Origin of the sequence: Nocardia sp. NPDC019323, assembly GCF_044389845.1 — a bacterium.
GTDB lineage: Bacteria > Actinomycetota > Actinomycetes > Mycobacteriales > Mycobacteriaceae > Nocardia > Nocardia implantans.
In genome coordinates this window covers 291,102-312,960 of sequence record NZ_JBIRYN010000005.1, presented here as the reverse complement: position 1 = coordinate 312,960, position 21,859 = coordinate 291,102, and the positions used below count along the sequence as shown (strand labels likewise).

16 protein-coding genes are annotated in these 21,859 nt (G+C 68.4%); 6 read left to right on the top strand and 10 right to left on the bottom strand.

What is annotated here, in order from left to right:
• Positions 1 to 45 precede the first annotated feature (45 nt).
• Positions 46 to 1,530: a wax ester/triacylglycerol synthase domain-containing protein gene (locus ACH49X_RS20725; protein WP_397070537.1), complete on the bottom strand. Its 1,485-nt coding sequence runs from the start codon at positions 1,528 to 1,530 to the stop codon at positions 46 to 48.
• A gap of 142 nt (positions 1,531 to 1,672) precedes the next feature.
• On the bottom strand, positions 1,673 to 3,193 hold the full coding sequence (locus tag ACH49X_RS20720) for an AAA family ATPase (RefSeq protein WP_195081298.1): 1,521 nt from the start codon (positions 3,191 to 3,193) through the stop codon (positions 1,673 to 1,675).
• Between the two features lie 303 nt (positions 3,194 to 3,496).
• Here ACH49X_RS20720 and ACH49X_RS20715 point away from each other — a divergent pair, with 303 nt between their 5' ends.
• The 4 genes from ACH49X_RS20715 to ACH49X_RS20700 all read left to right on the top strand — a co-directional run bounded on the left by ACH49X_RS20715 (position 3,497) and on the right by ACH49X_RS20700 (position 9,551).
• On the top strand, positions 3,497 to 5,860 hold the full coding sequence (locus ACH49X_RS20715) for a heavy metal translocating P-type ATPase (RefSeq protein ID WP_323124260.1): 2,364 nt from the start codon (positions 3,497 to 3,499) through the stop codon (positions 5,858 to 5,860).
• A gap of 162 nt (positions 5,861 to 6,022) precedes the next feature.
• The gene (locus ACH49X_RS20710) at positions 6,023 to 7,024 is read left to right on the top strand and encodes a 1-phosphofructokinase family hexose kinase (protein ID WP_195081299.1); all 1,002 of its coding nucleotides are present in this window, start codon (positions 6,023 to 6,025) and stop codon (positions 7,022 to 7,024) included.
• Complete coding sequence (locus tag ACH49X_RS20705) at positions 7,021 to 7,935, top strand: ATP-binding cassette domain-containing protein (RefSeq protein WP_195081300.1); 915 nt, start codon at positions 7,021 to 7,023, stop codon at positions 7,933 to 7,935. Before ACH49X_RS20710 ends, ACH49X_RS20705 begins: the two co-directional genes overlap by 4 nt.
• The gene (locus tag ACH49X_RS20700) at positions 7,932 to 9,551 is read left to right on the top strand and encodes an ABC transporter permease (protein ID WP_323124259.1); all 1,620 of its coding nucleotides are present in this window, start codon (positions 7,932 to 7,934) and stop codon (positions 9,549 to 9,551) included. The genes ACH49X_RS20705 and ACH49X_RS20700 overlap by 4 nt, the downstream gene beginning before the upstream one ends.
• A 178-nt stretch (positions 9,552 to 9,729) precedes the next feature.
• Here ACH49X_RS20700 and ACH49X_RS20695 read toward each other — a convergent pair whose 3' ends face one another.
• A complete protein-coding gene (locus tag ACH49X_RS20695) occupies positions 9,730 to 10,719 on the bottom strand; it encodes an Acg family FMN-binding oxidoreductase (protein ID WP_357105159.1) in 990 nt (329 codons plus the stop codon).
• Between the two features lie 88 nt (positions 10,720 to 10,807).
• On the opposite strand from ACH49X_RS20695, the gene otsB reads away from it, so the two are divergent.
• Positions 10,808 to 14,845, top strand: coding sequence for a trehalose-phosphatase (gene otsB, locus ACH49X_RS20690; protein WP_397070532.1), 4,038 nt, complete (start codon positions 10,808 to 10,810; stop codon positions 14,843 to 14,845).
• A gap of 46 nt (positions 14,846 to 14,891) precedes the next feature.
• Here otsB and ACH49X_RS20685 read toward each other — a convergent pair whose 3' ends face one another.
• Positions 14,892 to 15,416 (bottom strand): flavodoxin domain-containing protein, encoded by a 525-nt coding sequence (locus ACH49X_RS20685; protein WP_195081303.1) that lies wholly within the window; start codon positions 15,414 to 15,416, stop codon positions 14,892 to 14,894.
• 391 nt (positions 15,417 to 15,807) lie between these two features.
• Between ACH49X_RS20685 and ACH49X_RS20680 the strand changes: the two genes are divergently transcribed.
• Positions 15,808 to 16,710: a universal stress protein gene (locus tag ACH49X_RS20680; RefSeq protein WP_195081304.1), complete on the top strand. Its 903-nt coding sequence runs from the start codon at positions 15,808 to 15,810 to the stop codon at positions 16,708 to 16,710.
• Between the two features lie 59 nt (positions 16,711 to 16,769).
• Here ACH49X_RS20680 and ACH49X_RS20675 read toward each other — a convergent pair whose 3' ends face one another.
• From ACH49X_RS20675 to ACH49X_RS20650, 6 genes are read right to left on the bottom strand one after another with little or no spacing between them, the layout of a single operon-like run.
• The gene (locus tag ACH49X_RS20675; protein ID WP_195081305.1) at positions 16,770 to 17,252 is read right to left on the bottom strand and encodes a hydrogenase maturation protease; all 483 of its coding nucleotides are present in this window, start codon (positions 17,250 to 17,252) and stop codon (positions 16,770 to 16,772) included.
• Positions 17,249 to 18,538: a Ni/Fe hydrogenase subunit alpha gene (locus ACH49X_RS20670; RefSeq protein WP_195081306.1), complete on the bottom strand. Its 1,290-nt coding sequence runs from the start codon at positions 18,536 to 18,538 to the stop codon at positions 17,249 to 17,251. The genes ACH49X_RS20675 and ACH49X_RS20670 overlap by 4 nt, the downstream gene beginning before the upstream one ends.
• A complete protein-coding gene (locus tag ACH49X_RS20665) occupies positions 18,525 to 19,298 on the bottom strand; it encodes an oxidoreductase (protein ID WP_357105167.1) in 774 nt (257 codons plus the stop codon). Before ACH49X_RS20665 ends, ACH49X_RS20670 begins: the two co-directional genes overlap by 14 nt.
• On the bottom strand, positions 19,295 to 20,149 hold the full coding sequence (locus tag ACH49X_RS20660; RefSeq protein ID WP_195081308.1) for an FAD/NAD(P)-binding protein: 855 nt from the start codon (positions 20,147 to 20,149) through the stop codon (positions 19,295 to 19,297). Before ACH49X_RS20660 ends, ACH49X_RS20665 begins: the two co-directional genes overlap by 4 nt.
• Entirely contained in the window at positions 20,146 to 20,655 is a 510-nt protein-coding gene (locus ACH49X_RS20655; protein WP_195081309.1) for a Crp/Fnr family transcriptional regulator, read from the bottom strand. The genes ACH49X_RS20660 and ACH49X_RS20655 overlap by 4 nt, the downstream gene beginning before the upstream one ends.
• The gene (locus tag ACH49X_RS20650) at positions 20,642 to 21,769 is read right to left on the bottom strand and encodes a 4Fe-4S dicluster domain-containing protein (RefSeq protein ID WP_195081310.1); all 1,128 of its coding nucleotides are present in this window, start codon (positions 21,767 to 21,769) and stop codon (positions 20,642 to 20,644) included. Before ACH49X_RS20650 ends, ACH49X_RS20655 begins: the two co-directional genes overlap by 14 nt.
• Positions 21,770 to 21,859: the final 90 nt, after the last annotated feature.

Here is a 21,859-nt window from a genome sequence, read left to right as displayed (position 1 = left end):
GAAGCCACCTCTCGAGCGTGCGCTTCGCGGTGGTCACCGGACCCACTAGACACCGGTCGTTCGGGGTGTGTACGACGACCGGGCTACGCCCGCGGCTTCCGATGCGTGCTCGCTGCCGAGTCGGAGCACGGTGGCGAAGCCTTCGGCGAGACACTCGGTCAGCGTTTCGGTGTCGGGGACGGCCGCGGTGTCGGCGTTGACTCCGATGTTGCAGGTTCCCGCGTGCGAGGTCAGCGTCACGTTGACGGCGGTCCCGATGGTGGGGCCGAAGGAGTACATGCGATCGATGCGCGCCCCGGCGATGTAGAGCGGCACCGGGGAGCCGGGGACGTTGGAGGCGACGAAGTCCACGTGTTTGAGCATCTCGGTGAGCACCCTCGCGGGCAGTCGGTTCAGCGTGGCCGCGACGACACCGGACAACGGAATCGCCGGTTCCCGCCGCCAACCCGAAACCGCGGAGTCGACGGCACGCATGAGGTCAGCGGTCGCGGCGATGCCGGCCGGCAAGGCGAAACGAGCGAGGGTGATGCGGTTGCCGCCGAGCGGCTCGCCGGGGGTGCGCAGACTGATCGGCATCGTGACCCGCAGCTGGTCGAGCGTAGCCCCGTGCCTGGCGTGATATGTGCGCAATCCAATCATCACGGCGGTCAGGAAGGCGTCGTTCAAGGTGCAGCCCGCGGCACGCGCCGCGCCGCGCAGTCCTTCGAGGGGCACGTCGAGCACCGAGACCCGCCGACCGAGACCCCGCCTGGTCATCACAGGTGACAGCGTCGTGGTGATCGGCCGCGCCAAGCGGACGAGCGAACCAGCCAGAGCGGCGCCGTCGCGCACCGCCCGGACCGGATCGCGCAGCACTCGCCGTACCGTCGGCGGTGTCGAACGAACGCCGCTCACAACGAGTTCCGAGCCGACGGCGAAGTTCCACGCCATGATGTCGCGCAGCGTGTTCGGGTAGTCGGCCTTCGGCTCCGGCGGATGACCATGGTCGGTGCCCATACGATCGAAGTCGAGCAGAGCCGTGGCGATCTGGATGCCGCCGATGCCATCGGTGAGACTATGGTGCACCGTCAGCACCAAGGCGCATCGCGTGCCGTCCAAACCGCAGAGCACCGTCGCGCGCCACAGCGGGCGGGCCTGGTCGAACCCGGTCATGGCCTCGGTTCGCGCGAATTCGAGCACCGCGCTCATGTCCGCCGGTTCCGGTAACACGGATCGTCGCACGTGCCAGGACAGATCGAAATCCAGGTCGAGCGCCCACCGTGGCGGGGCGAGGCCGAGCGGCGCGGCGACGAGCAGGTGTCGCAGCCTGGGGACGATCCGGGTGCCGAGGTCGATCGTCCGCAGCAGGCGGTCTTGATTCGGCTCGGTGTCGAGCACCAGCACCGAGACGATCGTCGAGCGCAGGACCGGATCGCGCTCCATGTTCCAGGAGAACAGATCCGACTGTGACATGTGGGTGTGCTGGGGCGAGAGCCGCGCGGCGAAGATGCTGCGCATTGTCGCCGGACCAGCGGACTCCGCGGTATCCATAACACTCAGTCTGCTGGATACGGTTCGGTCGGCGGACGGTGACGAAGACCCTTATGTGAAGGTCCTTTGTCCTCCGCCGGCGCGCAGCTGGGCCGCCACGGGGTTCACCATCCGGCAAGCAGGCGCCTGCTGCTGAATTCGCTCACCTACGGCTGACAGCGACCGGGGCCGGATATGGCGCGCCGCGCCAGGCGTTGAGCGCCAAGGCGACCGAGTGCTCGATCGCTCGGGTGGTGTCGAGCTCGATGGCCTCGGGCCACGGCGTTGCCTCAGCCGCTAGGGCATCCGCTATAGCGGGAGTCGCGTCCGAGTCACCTCGGGGCCTGGCGTGGAGTCGTTCGGCGGCGATGGCGCGTGGACAGGCGCACCGCAGCGATACCAGATCGCTGCGTGTCTCGTCGGCCACAGCGGCGGCGCGGGTGCGCTGGTCGGCGTCGGTCCAGCTGGCGTCGAGGACGACCGAGACGCCGTGCTCGAGCAGGTCTCTGGCCCGCGCCAGCATACGCGTGTACACCACTTCCTTCGCCGTGCGTCGATAGGCACCCGCGCCGAATGCACCCGCGGCGCCCTCGATGGCTCCCGTGGCGCGCAGACCGGCGCGGACGCTGTCGCTGGAGATCGCGACGGCGCCGGTCGCCGCTGACAAACGGGCCGCCACGGTGGACTTCCCGGTGCCGGGCAGGCCGCCGACCAGCGCGAGACGCACGGCACCCTGTTCCAGGTGCTCCACGGCGAGTGCGAGATGCCGCCCGGCGCGTGCCGCGGCTTCCGGATCGCCTTGCTCGGCGCGGATGCTGTCGGTCTTCGCTCGGACCGTCGCCCGGTAGGCGATGTAATGATGCCGAAGCGATGGCGGAGGCGAATCGCCCGCCGCGCGCAGGTATTCGTTCAAGAACAAGGTGGATTCTTCCGTATGCCCGAGGAATTCCAGGTCCATCGCGAGGAACGCGGCGTCGTCGAGGCCGTCGAGGCAGCGCAACTCGTCGTCGAAATCGAGGCAGTCGAGGATGCGGAAGCCGTCGGGCAGGACGAAGATGTCTTCCGCGAGCAGATCGCCGTGGCCGTCGACGACGCGGCCCTCGGCGATGCGCTGCGCCAGCAAGGGGGTGCGGCCGTCGATGAAGCGCATCGCCAAGTGCTCGGTGCAGGGGAGGAGTGCTGGATCGCTCGCCGCTGGAGGGCGTTCGCGCAGGGGCCGCAACAGCGTGTCCCAGCGTCGTCGCAGCCGCGCCGGTGTGCCCGCGCGGTCGATGTCCGCGCCGCGCCGCGCCGCCGCGTGGAAACGCGCGACAGTCTCCGCCAGCGCGGACAGACCGGGTGCCGGCCGGGCGGAGTCGGTGAGCATGGTGGACAAGCGCAGTGCGTCCGGCATCCGGCGCATCACGATGACGGGTTCCGGGGCGCCGCCTTCGGGGTCGGTCAGGTGGGCCAAGCCGAGATAGACGTCGGGTGCCAGGCGCTGATTCAACTCGACCTCGCGAACGCAGGCTCGCTCGCGCTTCTCGGGCGTGCCGAAATCGAGGAAGTCCGTGACGACCGGCTTCTTGGCCTTGTAGGCGCGGTCTCCGCACAGCACCACAAGCCCGGTATGCGTCTCGCGCAGCTGCGCGAAGGATTCGTGGGTGGCGTGGAGGGCGGTGCGCAGGGCCGAGGCATCGAGCATGACGACTCCCTCTGGTAGACGAGTTGATCTACAGGGTGGCCGGGGCCGGCCTGCGCTGCCTAGGGTCCAATGGCCTGCCCCGCCCTGGCATACCGTGCCGTGCGATGTCGTCTGTGAGCGCCGGGCGCGAAGGTCGTTCGTCCGATCAGGCCGGGACCATCTCCCCTACGATCGTCGACCCGTGGACCTGCCGTGATCCGCCGCAGGGGGACAGACTGGAGTCACATTGCCCGAGCCGGAGCGGCGCCTTCCGTAGCTCACGGCGGCCGGGCGTAGCACCGGCACGAGATGATCGGAGAGTTCATGCCGCGTCTGCCTGACCACGCGGATGCACCGGCCGCCGCTGCGACGCCCGACGGCGAATCGCGTGCCGCGCGTCGCCGGATGGTCGGTGCGCTCGTGTTGGTCTGCGTGATAGCTGTGCTGGTCACCGCAGGCCTCGCGATATATCTGTCGAGCGCGCAGGTCGCTGAACTGATGTGGCTGGTGGCCACGGTGGCCGCGCTCGTTCCCGCGACCGCATGGGTGCTGTCGGATCTCCTGAAACGGCGCTACGGCGCGGACCTGCTCGCCTTGGTGGCGTTGGTCGGCGCGGTGGTCGTCGGTGAGTACTTCGCCGGTGCTCTGATCGCGCTCATGGTGGCCACGGGGCAGGTGCTGGAGGCGTACGCGGGCCGCCGCGCCGGACGCGACCTGTCCGCCTTGTTGCGCCGAGCCCCGGCCCAGGCGCATCGCCGTCGCCGCGACGGCATCGAGACCATCGCCGCGACAGCGATTTCGCCCGGGGATCTCGTGGTGGTACTGCCCGGTGAGACGGTGCCGGTCGACGGCGTCCTCAGCACCGCGGGAGTCTTCGACGAATCGGCGCTGACGGGGGAGTCGGTACCCGTGGTCCGACGGGCGAATACCGAGGTGCGCAGCGGTGTGGTCAACGCGGGCACAGCCGTGGACATCCGAGCCGCTGCGACGGTCGAGGCCAGCACCTATGCCGGCATCGTGACACTGGCGCGACAGGCCGCCGCTGCGGCAGCTCCTACCGTGCGGCTCGCCGATCGCGTCGCGGTGTGGTTTCTACCGCTGGCTCTCGCGGTCGCGGGCGCCGCCTGGCTGTTCACGGGGGATCCGGTACGGGCGGTCGCGGTGGTCGTCACGGCGACCCCTTGTCCGCTGCTGCTGGCGGTGCCGGTCGCGATCACGGCCGGGATGTCGCGGACAGCGCGGGCCGGTGTGGTGGTGAAAGACGGTGCGGCGTTGGAGACTCTGGGGCAGGCGCGATGCCTGGCGATGGACAAGACCGGCACCGTGACCGTCGGACGGCCGGAGGTGCTCGACATCGTCACCGCGCCCGGCGTCCGCGCCGAGCAGGTGCTACGCCAGGCAGCGGCGGTGGAAGAGTTCTCGCCGCATGTGCTCGCGCGTGCGGTGGTCGCCGCGGCGGCGGAACGCGGTATAGAGCGGGCGGTCGCGCAAGGGGTGTCGGAAGAACCGGGGCAGGGGGCGAGCGGGACGGTCGAGGGCCGCGAGGTGCGGGTCGGCCGGCTTCCGGCGCAGGCGCAGCCGGCGCCGTGGGCACTGGCGGCGATGCGGCGGGCGCGGCTGGATCTGGCCGCCGTGGTGTGGGTGTGCGTCGATCAACAGCCGATGGCCGCGCTGATGGTGCGCGACCGCATTCGCGTCGACGCGGAGCGAACGATGCGCAGACTGCGCTCGGCGGGTCTTCGACGACTGCTCATGCTCACCGGCGACCGAGTGGACAACGCGGCCGAGGTCGCTCACCTGCTCGGTCTCACCGAAGTCGTCGCGGACGCCGACCCCGCCGACAAGATCGCGGCCATCGGGGCCGAACGCCACAACGGTGTGACGGTGATGGTCGGCGACGGAGTGAACGACGCGCCCGCGCTGGCGGCCGCCGACGTCGGCGTCGCCCTCGGCTCGCGCGGGTCGACGGCGGCGGTGCAGGCCGCCGACGCGGTGATCGTGGACGACCGCATCGACCGGCTCGCCGACGCGGTGGAGATCGCTCAGCGATCACATCGTTTGGCGGTACAGAGCGCGACGGCCGGGATGGCGATGTCACTGGCGGCGATGATCGCCGCGGCGTTCGGACTGCTGATGCCCGCGGCAGGCGCGCTCTTGCAGGAGGGCATCGATGTCGCGGTGATCCTGAACGCGTTACGCGCTCTGCGGGTACATCGCGGTCGGCCGACCGCGGCGATCGAGCCGTTGGTCACCCGTTTCGCGCGTGAGCACGGCAGACTGCGGGCCGCACGCGCGTCCGTGCGGCAGGCCGCCGACGCACTGTCGAGCGGTCCAGGGCCGACCGCCGACGCCGCGGTCCGCCGCGCGTTCGAACTCCTGGTGGACGACATACTGCCGCATGAGCACGCCGAGGAATCGGAACTGTATCCAGCGTTGACCGGCTATCTGCGCGATCCGGAGGCGATGGTGACCATGAGTAGGGAGCACACCGAGATCGAACGCCTCATCCGGCGCATCGGCCGTCATCTCGACGACGCGCCACAAGGAATCCGCGCGGACCAGATCGATGATCTGCGTGCCACGCTCTATGGATTGGACGCCGTACTCACCCTGCATTTCGCGCAGGAAGACGAAGCTCTGTTCACTCTGGCGCCCTCGGTCGACAATCCGGTGCCGAGTTCGGCCTGATGACCTAGGTCCCAGCGTCCGAAGGGCGGTCGACTCTGCTCCGGTCGTCGATGAGTGCGCAGAGTATTCGGTACCGGGCCGCGACGAGTAACCCGACGGCAGGCGTCCGGGACGGGATCGAATCGTCGGGAATGGGAATGGGGCGGCAGCGAGGAGGCTTCGGTGAGCCGGATCGTGACATTGACGATGAACCCAGCGATCGATCTCGCGACACGGGTGGACAAGGTGGTACCGACGGACAAGATGCGTTGCGCGACACCGCGTTACGACCCGGGTGGCGGCGGCATCAACGTCGCGCGTACCGTGGCGGAACTCGGTGTCGAGGTGAGAGCGGTGTTCCCCACCGGCGGCCCGCACGGCCGACTGCTGGAACAGCTGGTGCGCGACACCGGAGTGCCGCCGGTACCGGTGCAGATAGCCGAATCCACCCGGGAGAGTCTCTCGGTCACCGAGACCGCCGGCGGCGAGCAGTATCGGTTCGTCTTTCCCGGCCCTCGGCTCACCGATCCGGAACAGCACCGCTGCCTGGCCGCAGTCGAACGTGCGGCGCTCGGCGCGGACTATCTCGTGGCCAGCGGCACCCTCCCGCCGGGCGCTTCCGCGGACTTCTACCAGATCCTCACCGATCTCGTCGCCGACCTCGGTGTGCGGATGGTGCTGGATACCTCAGGCAACGCGTTGCGCAGCGTGCGCCGCGGTGTCCACCTGATCAAGCCGAGCGTGCGGGAACTCGGCGACTACGCCGGGCATCCGTTGAGCGACCGCGCCGAACAGTTGGCGCAGGCCCGCAGCCTCATCACCGCCGGAATGACGGAGATGGTGCTGCTGTCCCTCGGCGCCGCGGGCGCGCTTGTGGTGACTCGGGAATCGCACGAATGGTTCGCGCCGATCCAGGCGCGGGTGCGCAGCGGTATCGGGGCCGGCGATGCGATGGTCGGGGGCGTCGTGGTGGGCCTGGCTCGGGGGTACGAGTTGTCCGAGGCGGTGCGTCTGGGCATCGCCGCCGCCACCGCGGCGCTCGCCACCACCGGTACCGGGCCCGGCCGCCACGAGCACATCGCGCAGCTGTACCGACAACAACCGCGCGACAGCGATCACGCAGCCGACGTCGACGACGTGGCCCGGCCTGGAGCTACCCAGTTGCGGGAGGGGTCGCCGCGATGACCGGGTCTGCGATATCCATCGCCGGCCTGAGGAAATCGTTCGGTCCCGCAACGGCGCTGGACGGACTGGATCTGACCGTGGGCACCGGTGAGATCCATGGCTTCCTGGGGCCGAACGGTTCGGGCAAGACGACGACGATCCGTATTCTTCTCGGCCTGCTGCGTGCGGATTCCGGGACGGTGCGGCTGCTCGGCGGTGATGCGTGGTCGGACGCGGTCGCCCTGCACGCGCGATTGGCTTACGTGCCCGGTGAAGTCCTCCTCTGGCCCGGAATCACCGGCGGCGAGGTCATCGACTTGATGGGCCGGCTGCGCGGCGGCATCGACCAGCGCCGCCGCGCCGAATTGCTGGAGCGCTTCGATCTCGATCCGCACCAGAAGGCGCGTGCCTACTCGAAGGGCAACCGGCAGAAGGTCGCGCTCGTCGCGGCGCTGGCGTCGGACGCGGAACTGCTGTTGCTCGATGAACCGACCGTTGGGCTCGATCCACTCAAAGAAGCCGAATTCCAGTGCTGTATCGCGGAATCCAAGAACGAGGGCAGGACCGTCCTGCTGTCCAGTCACATCCTGTCCGAGGTGGAGGCACTGTGCGATCGGGTGAGCATCATCCGGCGTGGGCGCACCGTGGAGAGCGGCACCCTGTCCGAGCTGCGGCATCTGACTCGCACCACGATCACCGTCGAGACCATCCGGCCTTTGACGGCTCTGGACGCGGTGACGGGCGTGCACGACCTCGTCCGCGACGGTACTCGGGCCAGGTTCGACGTCGATACCGCGCACCTCGACGCCGTGACGCGCGTACTCGCCGATCTCGGCGTGCGCAGCCTCACCAGCACGCCGCCCACACTCGAGGACATCTTCCTGCGCCACTACGGCGCCGCTTCGGCCCCTGCAGGGCAGGAGAACCGGTGAGCTCGACTTTGATTTCGCGACCGATACCGCGAGGAGAGCTTGCCGGGACAGGTACGCTGCTGCGCTTCGCGCTATGGCGCGAGCGGTTCTCGCTACCGTGCTGGCTGCTCGGCGCCGCCGCGCTGCTCGCCTTCCAGTCGGTCGGTAGTCAGCGCTTCTATGACACACCGCGGAAACTCGCGCAGCTGCGCGAGACGGTGAGCGCCAGCGCGGCTGCCGTCGCTATGGGCGGACCCACGCGATTGCTGACGACCATCGGCGGAGAGATCGTGTTCGAGATACTCGCGTATCTGGCGGTCGTGGTCGCGTTGATGAACATGTTCCTGGTCGGCAGGCATACTCGCTCGGACGAGGAGACCGGGCGAGCGGAACTGCTCCGCTCGGCGCGGGTGGGGCGCCGGGCGCCCGCCGTCGCCGCGCTGACACTGGCGGGGCTGGCCGATATCGCCGTCGTTCTGGTCCTCTTCGCCGCCGCCGTCGCAACCGGGCTTCCGGCGGGCGGCTCGCTGCTGCTGGGCGTGGTCACCGGTGGCGTGGGTGTCACGTTCGCCGCTGTCACCGCCGTCGCCGCGCAGATCTTCGAGAATCCGCGCAGCGTCTACGGGGCGGTCGGGCTGGCTGTGGCGGCCGCCTACGTGGCGCGGGCGATCGGCGATGTGGGCAGCGGAGCAGTCGCCTGGTTATCGCCGATCGGGTGGGCCCAGCGCAGCTACCCCTACGCCGGCGACCGCTGGTGGACGGTGCTGTTGTTCGCCGCCGCGTCTGTCGCGCTGACCGCTTCGGCGTTGGCTCTGCTGGACCGACGCGACTTCGGCGCCGGGCTCCTTCCCTACGGCACAGGGCGCGCGACGGCGTCTTGGGCGTTGGGCTCGCCGCTGGGTCTGGCCTGGCGATTGCAGCGCGGTTCGCTGGCCGGATGGGCCCTGGGCGTATTCGCGCTGGGGGCCGCCTACGGCTCGTTCACCGAGAGCATCGAGGACTATCTCGCCGACAACCCCGAGATCGCCGCCTACCTTCCCGGCGGTGCGGCCGACGCGGTGAATTCGTATCTGTCCCTGACGGTGTCGATCGTCGCGCTGCTCACTGCCGCGTTCGGCGTCGCCAGTGTGCTGCGCGCGCGTGGGGAGGAGATCGCGGGACGAGCCGAGTCGCTGCTGGCCGCTCCGGTCAGCCGGTATCGCTGGCTGGCGAGCCATCTCGCCATCGCTTTGGGGGGCGGCGCACTCATACTGGCCGTCGGCGGTTTCGCCGTCGGTCTGACCTATGGGTTGACGATCTCCGATTTCGGGCAGGCGCTGCGCATGTCCGGTGTGGCGCTGGTGTACCTACCAGCGGTCTGGTCGGTGATCGCGGTTGCGGTGCTGGGCGTCGGCTGGGCTCCGAGAGCGGCTGTAGCGGTGGCCTGGGCCGCCTTCGCCTACTGCGCCGTCGCCTTGCTCTTCACGGCCGCTTTCGATCTGCCCGACTGGTTCGACGACGCCTCGCCGTTCACCCATCTTCCGAAAGCCCCGCTGCTCCCCGTCACCGCCACGCCCATAGTCGTGATCCTCCTGACCGCTTCGGCCGGGCTGCTGATCGCTGTCGCCGGTTTCCGGCGCCGCGACGTCGGGTATTGACCCGGCCTCCATTCACTGCGAACACGTGATCGCTACTCGGCAACGCCGGCTGTACCCAGGGCATCGGACGAGAAACCTCGGGGTCGAATTCAAGGCGTGCGCATGGCGCACGGTGCCCAGCGACGACATTGGTCCAACGGGATGGGATGGAGCACGGCGGTGGATGAACTCGATCCGGTTATCGGGCGGGTTCGGGCATTTCCAGGATCTCACTGAGCGGTCGGCGCGCAGTCGCCGGAGCGTTCGGCTGCGATTCGGGTGCGATACCGACGCGGACCAACACCTGGGGCAGGCCGGAGTGTCCGGTCAACTCCCGGACCACGGCACGGCTGCTCGGCACTTCGGTCAGGTGGGTCAACGGGCAGGTCGCGAAGCCGGCGAGCGTGCATTCCAGTAACACGGTCGACAGCACCTCACCGCAGCGAACCAGGTCCGCGGGTGTGTCGCCGTCGGTGGAAAGCACCAGGATCCTCGAATGGTCCTCGGTGATCTCGCCGCGCCGGTCGCCGGTGGTGGTGGTCGGGAACTCACGCCCCACGCCGACTCGCTGCCGTTCCTCCTGGGAGATCAGCGCGTCGCTGGGCACACCGGCGTCGCCGATCGTGTGCCCGGTCCACCATTGCAATTCGGCGTGGTATCCGGCGTCGTAGCGGCGGAGCGCGGCGCTCATCTCCGAGGCGCGGGCGAGATCGGGGCGGCAGTCGTCACCCAGCACGTCGAGTGTGGCGTCGGAGGGATCGAAGGTCGAGCGTAGAACGGTTTCGAAGTCGGGCCATCCGACAGGCGCCTGCAACGGCAGCCGGTCGGTGTGTCGTCGCAGGATGGCGTGGGCGCGAGCACGGTCGCCGTCAGTGATGATGGGAGCCGGTTGGAAGGTGATGTTGGCCAGGTGTTGGCGGCGGTTCGGATCGGGGAAGCGGGCAACGTGAACGCGCCAGCCCGCCGCGGCCATCGCCGCGCGCAGATGATCCAGAGCGATTCCACAGCTGATCAGCATTTGCCTGCCGGAGGTGTCCGTCGCCGGAAGCATGCGTTCGGGTACCGCGAACAGACGCAAGGTTCGGCCGTCGAATGTCCAGTGCCAGGGTTGGCTGTTGTGCAGCGACGGCGCCCGCCCGGCCAGCGATACGGCCTTCTCGATGGTTTCCCCGGACGGTGGCACGTTCATACCGCCACGGTAGGGATCGAGAGGTGGCGTCCGGAGGAGTCGTAGGTCCCGAATCTCGTCGCAGGTGGTCCCCGGTCGGTCGAGTGCCATGGGACCTCGGCCCCTAGACGGGAGGGTTCGGTGCGTCCAGGCTGGATGCGTGGGAAAAGGTGCCACGGCGGACCCGCCGATCGACGCACGCAGGCACGACGCGGTGATCTTCGATATGGACGGGGTGGTCACCGATAGCGCATCGATGCACGCCGCGGCTTGGACGGAATTGTTCGATTCCTTCCTGAACCAACGCCCCGCGGGCGCCGGACAGGACCGCTCACCGTTCACCGAGGACGACTATCTACGCTTCGTGGACGGCAAACCGCGTTATCGGGGTGTCGCCGATTTCCTCGCCGCACGTGGAATCGCACTGCCCTGGGGAAGACCCTCCGATCCGGAAACGGCTGAGACGGTATGCGGGCTGGGCAACCGGAAAGATCACCTTTTTCTGGCGCAAGTCGCGCGGGAGGGAGTACGGGTATTCGAATCGACCGTCACACTGGTGCGGCGCCTCGGCGACGCGGGCATTCGTACCGGGGTGTTCTCCGCCAGTCGTAACTGCGCCGAAGTGCTCACGGCAGCCGGCGTCGCCGACTTGTTCACCGTGCGAGTGGACGGCATCGATGCCGAGAAGCTGGGCCTGCCGGGGAAGCCCGATCCGTCGATGCTGCTCGAGGCAGCCAGGCGGCTCGGTGCCGAACCGGACCGGACGGTGGTCGTCGAGGACGCCGAGGCGGGGGTGGCAGCCGGCCGCAGTGGAGGTTTCGCACTGGTTGTCGGCCTCGACCGGCACGCGGGCGTCGATCGTCTCCTGGCGCATGGGGCGGACTTCGTCGTCGCCGACCTGGCGCAGGTGCGGTTGCGTGGCGGCTTCCGGCGGATATCGGAAATCCCCGACGCCATGGCGTACTGGTCGCGCATCGTGGATCTGCTGGGTGGCGAGAAGCCGGCCGTCCTACTGGACTTCGATGGCACGGTGGCCGAGATCGTCACCGATCCCGCCGCCGCCGAACCCGTCGACGGCGTGGCCGCGGCGCTGACGACGCTTGCCACGCAGTGCCCGGTCGCGGTCATCAGCGGCCGTGATCTGGACGACCTGCGCGACCGCGTCGGTGTCGACGGCATCTGGTATGCCGGTAGCCACGGTTTCGAACTGATGGCCCCCGACGGTACCCGGCATGTCCACGACGCCATGCCGGGAGCGGAGCGGGCCCTCGCCGAAGCCGCGGGTGAACTACGCCGGAGATCGGCCGACATCACGGGAGCGCTGGTCGAGCACAAGCGCTTCGCGGTCGCGGTTCATCACCGCAATGTGGCGACCGAGAACGTCGGGCGGGTGATCGCCGCGGTACACGAGGCCGGGCACGCGGCGGGCCTGCGTGTGACGCACGGCCGTCGGGTCACCGAATTGCGACCGGATGTGGACTGGGACAAGGGCAGCGCGTTGCGGTGGATCCTCGATCGTCTCACCGTCCCGGTGTTGCCGATCTATCTCGGCGACGACCTGACCGACGAGGACGCCTTCGATGCCGTCGAAGCCGACGGCATCGCCATCGTGGTGCGCGCCGAAGAGACCGGCGACCGGCACACCGCTGCCCGCTACTCGGTCGGCGGACCACAACAGGTGCGCGCTTTTCTCGAGCGGCTGGCGGAATTGTCGCGGGCCGAACCGGATGCCGTCGTGCCGGAGTCGTGGACGCTCACCTTCGACGGGTACGACGCGACCGAGGAGAAGTTGCGCGAGGCGCTGTGCACGCTCGGAAACGGCTACTTCGCCACCCGTGGGGTTGCGCCGGAAACCGTCGCGGGGGCGGTCCACTATCCGGGTACTTATGTCGCCGGGGTGTACAACCGGCTCTCCGACGAGATCGCCGGGCACGTCATCGACAACGAGAGTCTGGTGAATCTGCCGAACTGGCTTCCGGTGACCTTTCAGATCGATGGCGGCGACTGGTTCGACCTCGATACCGCCGAATTGGTGTCATACCGCCAGGAACTGGATCTGCGCCGCGCCGAACTGGTACGCCGGTTCCGCTTTCGCGACGTCTCGGGGCGGATCACCGTGGTATCGCAACGCCGCTTCGTCGCCATGCACTGCCCGCATCTGGGGGCCTTGGAAGTGACGATCACCCCCGAGAATTGGTCGGGCACCGTTCGAATCCGCTCGGCGATCGAAGGAAGGGTACGCAATCATCTGGTGCAGCGTTACAGCGCCCTCTCCGGCACGCACCTGACCGTCGAGGACGCGGTAGCCCTGTCCGGCGATTCGGTGCTGCTCGCGGTGCGGACCAACTCATCCGCCATACCGGTGGCGATCGCGACGCGCAGCACGCTGCGACGCGGCGGGGAACCGGCCTGCGTTGCGAGGGAACTGATCGATCGAGACGGATCAATCGGTCACGAGTACACCGTCGACATCGCAGCCGGCGAGCCGGTGACGGTGGAGAAGATCGTGGCGGTGTTCACCGGCCGCGACAACGCGGCCGCGGGTCCCGAGGAAGAAGCTGCCCGGACGATCACCGGCGCAGGCGGTTACGCGGATCTGTTCGAGGGCCATGTCGTGGCGTGGGAGCACTTGTGGGCGCGGCTGCGCATCGATCTGGACGGTGCGCGAGACGCGACGCGGACCGTGCGTCTGCACTTGCTGCATCTGGCGCAGACGCTGTCGCCGAACACGACGGACATGGATGTGGGTGTGCCCGCGCGCGGCTTGCACGGCGAGGCGTATCGCGGGCACGTGTTCTGGGACGAGCTGTTCGTCTTCCCGGTGTTGAATCCGCGCTTCCCCGGTTTGACCCGCTCCCTGTTGCGCTACCGCTATCGCCGCCTGCCCGAGGCCCGGCGGGCAGCCGCGGAAGCGGGGCTGGTAGGTGCGATGTTTCCGTGGCAGTCCGGCAGCGACGGCCGCGAGGAGAGCCAGCGGCTGCACTTGAATCCGCTGTCCGGCGCGTGGAATCCGGATCCGAGCCGCCGCGCCCACCACATCGGTATCGCGATCGCCTACAACGTCTGGCAGTACTACCAAGCCACCGCAGACGGTGAGTTCCTCGTCGAGTGCGGCGCGGAGCTACTGGTGGAGATCGCCCGTTTCTGGTCCAGCCTGGCCGCCTACGACGCCGGGCGCGACCGCTACACCATCCGCGGCGTGATCGGCCCCGACGAGTTTCATTCCGGCTATCCGGACGCGCCCGAGGCCGGTATCGACAACAACGCCTACACCAACGTGATGGCGGCTTGGGTGATCCTGCGCGCGATCGACGCGCTCGCCCTGCTGGCTCCGCGCGAGCGGTCGGAGTTGCTGGAGAAGTTGTCGGTGCAGCCGTCGGAAGCGGAGCACTGGCCGGTCGTGGCTCGGCGGATGTATGTGCCGTTCCATGACGGAGTGATCAGCCAGTTCGAGGGATACGAGCGACTGGCCGAGCTGGATTGGGACCACTACCGGCGGCGCTACGGGAACATCCAGCGGCTGGACCGGATACTCGACGCCGAGGGCGACGACGTCAACCGCTACCGGGCCGCCAAACAGGCGGATGTGCTGATGCTTTTCTACTTGCTGTCCGCCGACGAACTCCGAGAACTGCTGGCCCATCTCGGATACGACCTGCCCGGCGAGATGATCCCGCGGACCATCGACTACTACCTGTCGCGCACGTCGCACGGCTCGACACTCAGCGCGCTGGTGCACGCGTGGGTGCTGGCGCGGGCCAACCGGGATCGCGCCGTGGAGTTCTTCGATCAGGTGCTCGGCTCCGACGTCGCCGATATCCAGGGCGGCACCACCGCGGAGGGAATTCACCTCGCGGCGATGGCGGGCAGCGTCGACTTGCTGCAACGGTGCTTCACCGGCATGGAGCTGCGCCGCGACCGGCTGGTGTTCTGCCCTTACTGGCCGGAGTCCCTCGGCGCCCTGTGTTTCCCGGTGATCTATCGCGGTCATCGGCTGACCGTCCGGGTCAGCGGTGAAGGCGTCGAGATCAGCTCCGATCCCGGCCCGTCACCGCCTATCGAGATCACTTGCCGGGATCAGACCACACGCCTGACGCCAGGGGAGACGGTCCGGCTGATGGACTCGGTACCCGGACTCGCGGGGTGAATAGTCGGGATGGTCACCGCGAACACTGAATCGCATCGACACACCGTCAGGTGTGGTGCATCCTTCGGTCGAGTTCGGTGTGGGCGATTCGGGCCGCCCACACCCGAGCGCGGTCCAGCTCGCCCGGTATGAGCGGGCCGGTCGTATCGGCGACGAGGAAATCCACCGGCTGATCGGCGAGCGAATAGCCCAAGCGGGACAGTCGTTTCCCGATACCGCGTGCGGCCGAGCCCGCCAGCCAGGGCGGTTCGGCGATTTTCGTGCCGAAAGCCAGCGCGCGGTGGCCGGCCGATACCGGCAGTGCGGCCGCGAGCCATTCCCGGACACCGATGGCGGTCGCGACCGGAGCATTGGTGAGCTTGGCGGCGTCGCGGCGGGTCTGCGGGCGGCTGAGCCCGAACGCGTGAGTAGGGCCGCCGACCACGAGCAGGTTCACCGTCGCGCACACTTCCGCCGCCGCCACCACGTTCACGACTTCCACTTCGACATGCTCACGCAGTCCCTGGGCGATGGCTTCCGCGATCGCGGCGGTGTTCCCGAACATCGATTCGTAGACTATTCGCGCGCGCATGACGATGTTCTCCTCTGCGCTCTACCGGGTGAGGTCTCCGACGGTAGGGCGGCGGAGAGAGACGGCAACAGAGGCGAATCGACCATTCCCGTGGGACTTTCGCCATGGCGGGCCGGGCGGTGGTCTTCCTGGCTCACCTCGAGTACCGGCCAGCGCCGTGTTCGCGCACGCTGCCGATCGAGGTGGCGGCTTCGCGCGGCGGTCGAGGCGGGGTCTGATGTCCCGTCCGACGCATGACCTTTGTCTCTGTCGACGATCCGCCCGAAGCGCGATCCTCGAAGCTGATGGCGCCGGTCGTCGGAAGAGGTGGGCGGCGATATCGGAACGAATCTCCCGCCCGCCACCCGGCCACCGCGTAAGGCAGTGAACCCGGCCCTGAAAGGAACTCGGCATGTCCACTGAAGAGTCCTCGCGCCTCGCCCCACCGAACTCGTCGATCCTGGCGGCGGTGGACGGCTCGGCCAGTTCGTATCAAGCGGTGGCCTGGGCGGCCGCCGAAGCGGCTTTGCACCGTTGCCCGCTGCGCATCATCACGTCCATGGCCATACCGACCGGTTTCGGGCCGGGTATCTCGCTGGGAGAGGCGGACCTGGAGTGGATGCGCAGGGACGGCGAACGCATCCTCGCCGAGGCCGCGCGGGTCGCGCGCACAGCCGCGCCCGGGGATGAGCCCGCGATCACCACCGAGGTGAGCTTCGAACTGGTCATTCCGCTGCTCATCGAGCGCTCCGCGCAGGCACGGATGCTGGTGGTCGGTAGCCGCGGGCTCGGCGCGTTCCAGCGCGGACTGCTCGGTTCGGTGAGTACCGCGACCACTCATCACGCGCTGTGCCCGGTCGCGGTGATCCATGGAATGTCGGCGATCGACCCGGTATCGGCCCGTCAACCCGTGCTCGTCGGCGTCGACGGCACCGATAACAGCGTGCCCGCCGTCGAACTCGCCTTCGAGGAGGCATCGCGGCGGAAAGTGGAGCTGGTGGCGCTGCACGCATGGAGCGACACCAGCGGTCCCGACGTGCCGATCCGAGCATGGGACGAAGCCCGCGAATCGGCGGAGGCGGTGCTGGCGGAGAGCCTCGCCGGCTGGAGCGAACGCTACCCCGATGTTCCCGTGCGGCGTATCGTCACCGCGGATCGCCCGGCGCGATCCCTGCTGGACACGTCGGCGACCGCGCAATTGGTGGTAGTGGGCACGCACGGGCGAGGCGGCTTCGCGAGCACGGTACTGGGGTCGACCAGCAATGCGCTGCTGCACTCGATCGACGTGCCGATGATCGTGGTCCGTTCGAGATGACGACCGGACCGAGCATCGCCGAATCGAGGTCGGTCCGGCGCCCAGCACACTGATCCGAGTTACCGGTGCGGGTGATTCGCCGGCGCGGCTCTGCGCAGTTCCGCGCGGACGGCTTCGACCGCGTGTGGAACGGCGGCGGCGACCGGCTCCGACAAGCCGATCCCAAGGTCCAGGCATGCCGCGTCCACCGCGATGACGACGATCCGGCCGGGCACGCGGCCGATCGCGCGACTCAACGGTAACGCGTCCTGGATCCCCAGCGTGTGAGAGGACGCGACGGTGCGGGTGTGCCGGAGCAGATCGATACCACCGCGACGTACCCGGCCGGGAGCCGACGGCTCACAGCGCACAGCGTCGATCACCACGGCGAGGTCCATACCGGCCCAGAGATCGGCGACGCTCATGGGTTCACCGTCCGACAGGGTTACCAGAACTCCTGGAATGTCCAATCTTTCGATCTGGAGTGCGACGGCCGAACCGACTCCGTCGTCACTGCGGTAGGCGTTGCCCACGCCGATGACCACGGCCCAATGCTCGGTCATCGGCGCACCACGTCGATGTCCAGGAAATGCGCCGAGCAGGAGATACACGGATCGTAGTTGCGGATCTCGCGCTCGCATACCGCTGCGAGCGCGGCATCGTCGAGATCGAGATTGTCCGCGACCGCGCGCCGCAGGTCGTCCTCCATGACGGCTTGGTTCTGGGACGTCGGTGGGATGATCGTGGCCGCGCGCACGATGCCGCGATCGTCGATCTCGTAGCGGTGGTAGAGCAGTCCACGGGGGGCTTCGCTCACCCCGTGGCCGGTTCCGGCGCGGGGCGCTACGGGCACCGCCGCACGGGAGGGGCGTTCGTAGGCGGCGATGAGACTCAGCGCCTCCTCGATGGCGTAGACGACCTCGACCACGCGAACCAGGATGCTGCGGAACGGATTACGGCATTCGGTGCCGAGGCCGATCTCGGCCGCGACCTGGCGGGCGCTCGGGGACAGCTGGTGGTAGTTGAGCGTGTACCGGGCCAGTGGTCCGGTGAGATAGGGTTCGCCGTCGAGCATGGCGTGCAAGGCCGTGGAGTGCGGTACCTGGTGCTCGTGCACGTGCACGGGAACTTCCGCCGCGGAGAGCCGGAGCCCGGTGCTGGTGTGCACAGTCCCGGTGTCGATGGCGTATCGGTCCGGTACCGTGGCGGCGAGAAAGGCGGAATCTAGTTCAAGCTCGGGAAACTCGAAGGCAGCCGCTCGACGTCCCGTTCGCTCCGCGCAGTCGCGCGCGTTGCGGAGTAACTCGATCACGGGACCGAAATCGGCTGGTTCCGGGACCGAGTAGAAGCCGCCGAGCCGGACGTTGACCGGATGGATGGCCCGGCCACCGAGGAGTTCCAGCAGCGCGTTGCCCGCCTTCTTCGTCGCCAGTCCTTGTTCGACGAGTTCGCGGTGGTCGGTGGCGAGCGCGATGGCGTCCGGGTAGCCGAGGAAGTCCGGAGTGTGCAGTAGGTGAATGTGCAGGGCGTGGCTGGAGATCCATTCGCCGCAATACAGAAGTCTGCGCAGGTCGGCCAGTGGGCGGTCCAGCTCGACGCCGCAAAGCTGTTCGAGCGCGTTGCATGCGCTGGTCTGGTAGGCGACCGGGCAGATCCCGCAGATGCGGGAGGTGATGTCCGGGGGCTCGGTGTAGGCGCGTCCGCGCAGAAATGCTTCGAAGAATCGCGGTGGCTCATAGATGTTCAGCTCGGCGCTTTCCACCTGCCCGTCCGCGATGACGACGCGCAGCGCGCCTTCTCCTTCGACTCGAGCCAGCGAGCCGACCTTCAGCTGCCTACGCTGAATCATCGCCGTCCCTGTTCGCGAACTCCGGAGCGGCTGCGGCGTAAGTGGCGAAAACGCGGTCGATGTCGGCGGGTTCCATGCCGTTGACGCGCAGTATGGGAAGTAGCGCGTGGATATTGGGTTTCGCCATCGGACCGAAACAACCGAAACACCCGCGGTGATAGGCCGGGCACAGGGCGCCGCATCCCGCCTGCGTGACCGGGCCGAGGCAGGGAATTCCCTCGGCGACCATCACACAGGTGGTGCCGCGGCGTTTGCACTCGGTGCACACGCTGGTGTTCGGGATGTCGGGTGCGCGGCCGGCCAGGAACGCGCACAGGGTGTCGAGAAGCTGACGCCGGTCGATCGGGCAGCCACGGAGCTCGAAGTCCACCGGTACGTGCGCGGAGATCGGGGTGGAGGCGCCCAAGGTGGCGATGTACTCCGGGCTGGCGTACACCACCGAGGTGAACTCGGTGACGTCAGCGAAATTGCGCAGCGCCTGGATCCCGCCATGAGTAGCGCATGCCCCGATCGCCACCAGAATCCTGGACTGCTCGCGGATCTCCACGATGCGGCGGCGCTGTTCCTCGGTCGTGATCGAGCCCTCGACCAGCGACACATCGTAAGGGCCTGGCTCCATGGTGCTGGAAGCTTCCACGAAATGGATGATGCGCACCCGGCCCGCCAGGGCGAGCAGTTCGTCCTCGCAGTCGAGCAGGGTGAGCTGGCACCCATCACAGGAAGTGAACTTCCACACCGCGAGGGTCGGTGTCTCGGTCATAGTTCACCCACCGCCAGGAGTGGCTCGGCGGTCGCGTAGTCGACCACGGGTCCGTCCCGGCACAACAGCAGCGGGCCGAGTTGGCAGTGACCGCATCGCGCGACACCGCACTGCATGTTGCGCTCCAAGGACACTTGGATGTCGGCGGCGGAGATCCCTCTGCGCAGGAGAGTCTGCGCACAGAAGCGCATCATCGTCTCCGGGCCGCAGAGGAGGGCCGTGGTGTTGCCGGGGTCCACGGTCAGGCGGGCCAGGGGCTCGGTGACGAAGCCGACGCGGCCTCGCCAGCCCGGCGCGGGGCGATCGACGGTCTGCTCGAGTTCGACCGAACCCGCCGTCGGCCACCGTCGCTGGTCGTCACGGAACAACATGTCCGCCGGGGTGCGGGCTCCGCTGATCAGCACGATCCGCCGGTAGTCCGACCGGGCGGCGAGCGCGGTGAGCACCGCTGATCGCAGCGGCGCGAGCCCGACGCCGCCGCCCACGATGACCAGATCTCCTCCGATCGCTGACGCCAGGTCCCACCCGGTGCCGAACGGACCGCGGACGCCGATCCGGCCGCCGATCTCGGTGTCGTGCAACGCCGCGCTGACCGCTCCGACCGCGCGGATTGTGTGTTCGAGGATGCCGTCGTCGGCGGCGGGATTCCCGCTGATCGAGATCGCGATCTCGCCCACACCGAAGCTGTAGAGCATCATGAACTGCCCCGCCCCGAAACGTCGCGCGGCATCCCGCACCGGCTCCAGGCGCAGTGTCACGGTGTCCGGGGTCTGTATGACACGGTCTATCACGCGGTAAGGCAGCATCGTGTCGCCGTACGGCACCGTGCGGGTCTGCGTGTCGACGCTCATCGGGCGCCTCGTCCGGCCGTGCCGCGCGCTGCGGCGGCGGCGCACGTTTCGGTAGGGTTGCGGTAGAGGTCGAGCAGCCGCGCCCGGGTAGCCTGTAGTCGTTCCAGCAGCGCCTCGAAGAGCATCATGGCCAGCGCGCGGCCGAATCGCGGGTCCTGATCGGCCAGTTCGGACAATATTCGCGCGTCAAATTCGACGGCCTCGACCGGTTCGGCGGTCACCGCGCCGAAATGCCACCGATACGGTGGTACGAGCCAGGACCAGCCGAGCAGATCGCCGCCGCCGAGTGTCTGGAGGACAACGGCTCCGCGCCCCGGCACCTGGGCGTCCAGCAGTATTCGGCCGTGTCCGATCAGCCAGCATCGGTCGGCCTGCCCGCCTTCGGTGATCATCCGGTGGCCGACGGGGAAGGCCACGTCACGCCCGGCGCGGGCCAGTGTGCGCAGCTCGTTCTCGCTCAGCGCCGCCAACTGCCCGAACCCGGACAATTCCTCACCGGTCGGCATGGTCGGTTTCCTCGGCCAGTTCGGCCAGCCGGGCCACCTCGGCGGTCAGATCGATCTCGGCGGGACACCAGGCGATGCACCGTCCGCAGCCGACGCACCCCGAACTGCCGAACTGGTCGTGCCAGGTGCTGAGCTTGTGGGTGATCCACTGCCGGTAGCGGCTCTCGCCGGATTGCCGCACGCTGCCGCCGTGCAGGTAGGAGAAGTCCAGTTCGAAGCACGACGACCAGTGCTCCCAGCGTTCGGCGTGGTCTCCGGTGAGATCGGTGACGTCCTCGGTGGTGGTGCAGAAACAGGTGGGACACACCATGGTGCAGTTCCCGCAAGTGAAGCAGCGACTCGCGACATCCTGCCAGTGCGGGGACTCCCGCGAGTCGCGCAGCAGAGCGCGGATGTCGACCTCGGGCATCGTCCGGCCCATCCGGTCGGCCGCCGCGGACACCTCCGCACGGGCGTCGGTGACCTCCGTGGCGTCGGCACTGCGTGCGGTGATCTCGGCGAGGATTTCGGCTCCGTCCGCACTGCCCACGTCGACGAGGAACCGGTGGCCATCGACATCGATTCGCTCGGTGAGAGCCAGATCGTATCCGGCCGAGACCCCAGGGCCCGTACCCATCGACGCGCAGAAACACACCCCACCGGGTTCTGTGCAGTTCACCGCGACGATGAAGAGATCTTTCCTGCGGTCGACGAACGAAGCATCGGAGTACGTCCCGCCGCCGAGCACGCGCCCGAGGATCGCGATCGAGGTGAGGTCGCACCCGCGGACGCCCAGGAACGCGGACCGGACCGGTGCGTCCGCCACGGGTTCCGGCTCGAGGTCCGGCCCCAACTGGGCTATCTTGCGACGCGGCGGATGCAGGAACTGTTTCCAGGAGCCGGGTCCGGCCGAATGGGCGAAGACCGCCACGTCGTCGCGGCGACGCAGCCGATACCGTCCGGGCGCGGTTTCCACACCCCACCCGGCGGGGAGTCGCCCGCCGCAGTCCAGTTCGTCCAGGACGATCGCGCCACCGCGCACCTGTGGCCCGATCACGCGGTATCCCCGCTCCCGCAGCACGTCCACCAGACGATCCAGACCGGCACGATCGATCACCATGGGGTCGTCAGGCATTGTCGAGACCTCTGTTCGGTCGGATAGAGACGTCCGTTTTCGAGTCTCGTGAGCTGGACGGTGCACCGCGAGGGACGAAGGTCCCGAATC

Excerpts from the sequence above, each read along its gene's own strand:
- ACH49X_RS20725 (WP_397070537.1), bottom strand. The coding sequence starts at position 1,530 with ATGGATACCGCGGAGTCCGCTGGTCCGGCGACAATGCGCAGCATCTTC.
- ACH49X_RS20720 (WP_195081298.1), bottom strand. The coding sequence starts at position 3,193 with ATGCTCGATGCCTCGGCCCTGCGCACCGCCCTCCACGCCACCCACGAA.
- ACH49X_RS20715 (WP_323124260.1), top strand. The coding sequence starts at position 3,497 with ATGCCGCGTCTGCCTGACCACGCGGATGCACCGGCCGCCGCTGCGACG.
- ACH49X_RS20705 (WP_195081300.1), top strand. The coding sequence starts at position 7,021 with ATGACCGGGTCTGCGATATCCATCGCCGGCCTGAGGAAATCGTTCGGT.
- ACH49X_RS20695 (WP_357105159.1), bottom strand. The coding sequence starts at position 10,719 with ATGAACGTGCCACCGTCCGGGGAAACCATCGAGAAGGCCGTATCGCTG.
- otsB (WP_397070532.1), top strand. The coding sequence starts at position 10,808 with ATGGGACCTCGGCCCCTAGACGGGAGGGTTCGGTGCGTCCAGGCTGGA.
- ACH49X_RS20685 (WP_195081303.1), bottom strand. The coding sequence starts at position 15,416 with ATGCGCGCGCGAATAGTCTACGAATCGATGTTCGGGAACACCGCCGCG.
- ACH49X_RS20680 (WP_195081304.1), top strand. The coding sequence starts at position 15,808 with ATGTCCACTGAAGAGTCCTCGCGCCTCGCCCCACCGAACTCGTCGATC.
- ACH49X_RS20675 (WP_195081305.1), bottom strand. The coding sequence starts at position 17,252 with ATGACCGAGCATTGGGCCGTGGTCATCGGCGTGGGCAACGCCTACCGC.
- ACH49X_RS20670 (WP_195081306.1), bottom strand. The coding sequence starts at position 18,538 with ATGATTCAGCGTAGGCAGCTGAAGGTCGGCTCGCTGGCTCGAGTCGAA.
- ACH49X_RS20665 (WP_357105167.1), bottom strand. The coding sequence starts at position 19,298 with ATGACCGAGACACCGACCCTCGCGGTGTGGAAGTTCACTTCCTGTGAT.
- ACH49X_RS20660 (WP_195081308.1), bottom strand. The coding sequence starts at position 20,149 with ATGAGCGTCGACACGCAGACCCGCACGGTGCCGTACGGCGACACGATG.
- ACH49X_RS20655 (WP_195081309.1), bottom strand. The coding sequence starts at position 20,655 with ATGCCGACCGGTGAGGAATTGTCCGGGTTCGGGCAGTTGGCGGCGCTG.
- ACH49X_RS20650 (WP_195081310.1), bottom strand. The coding sequence starts at position 21,769 with ATGCCTGACGACCCCATGGTGATCGATCGTGCCGGTCTGGATCGTCTG.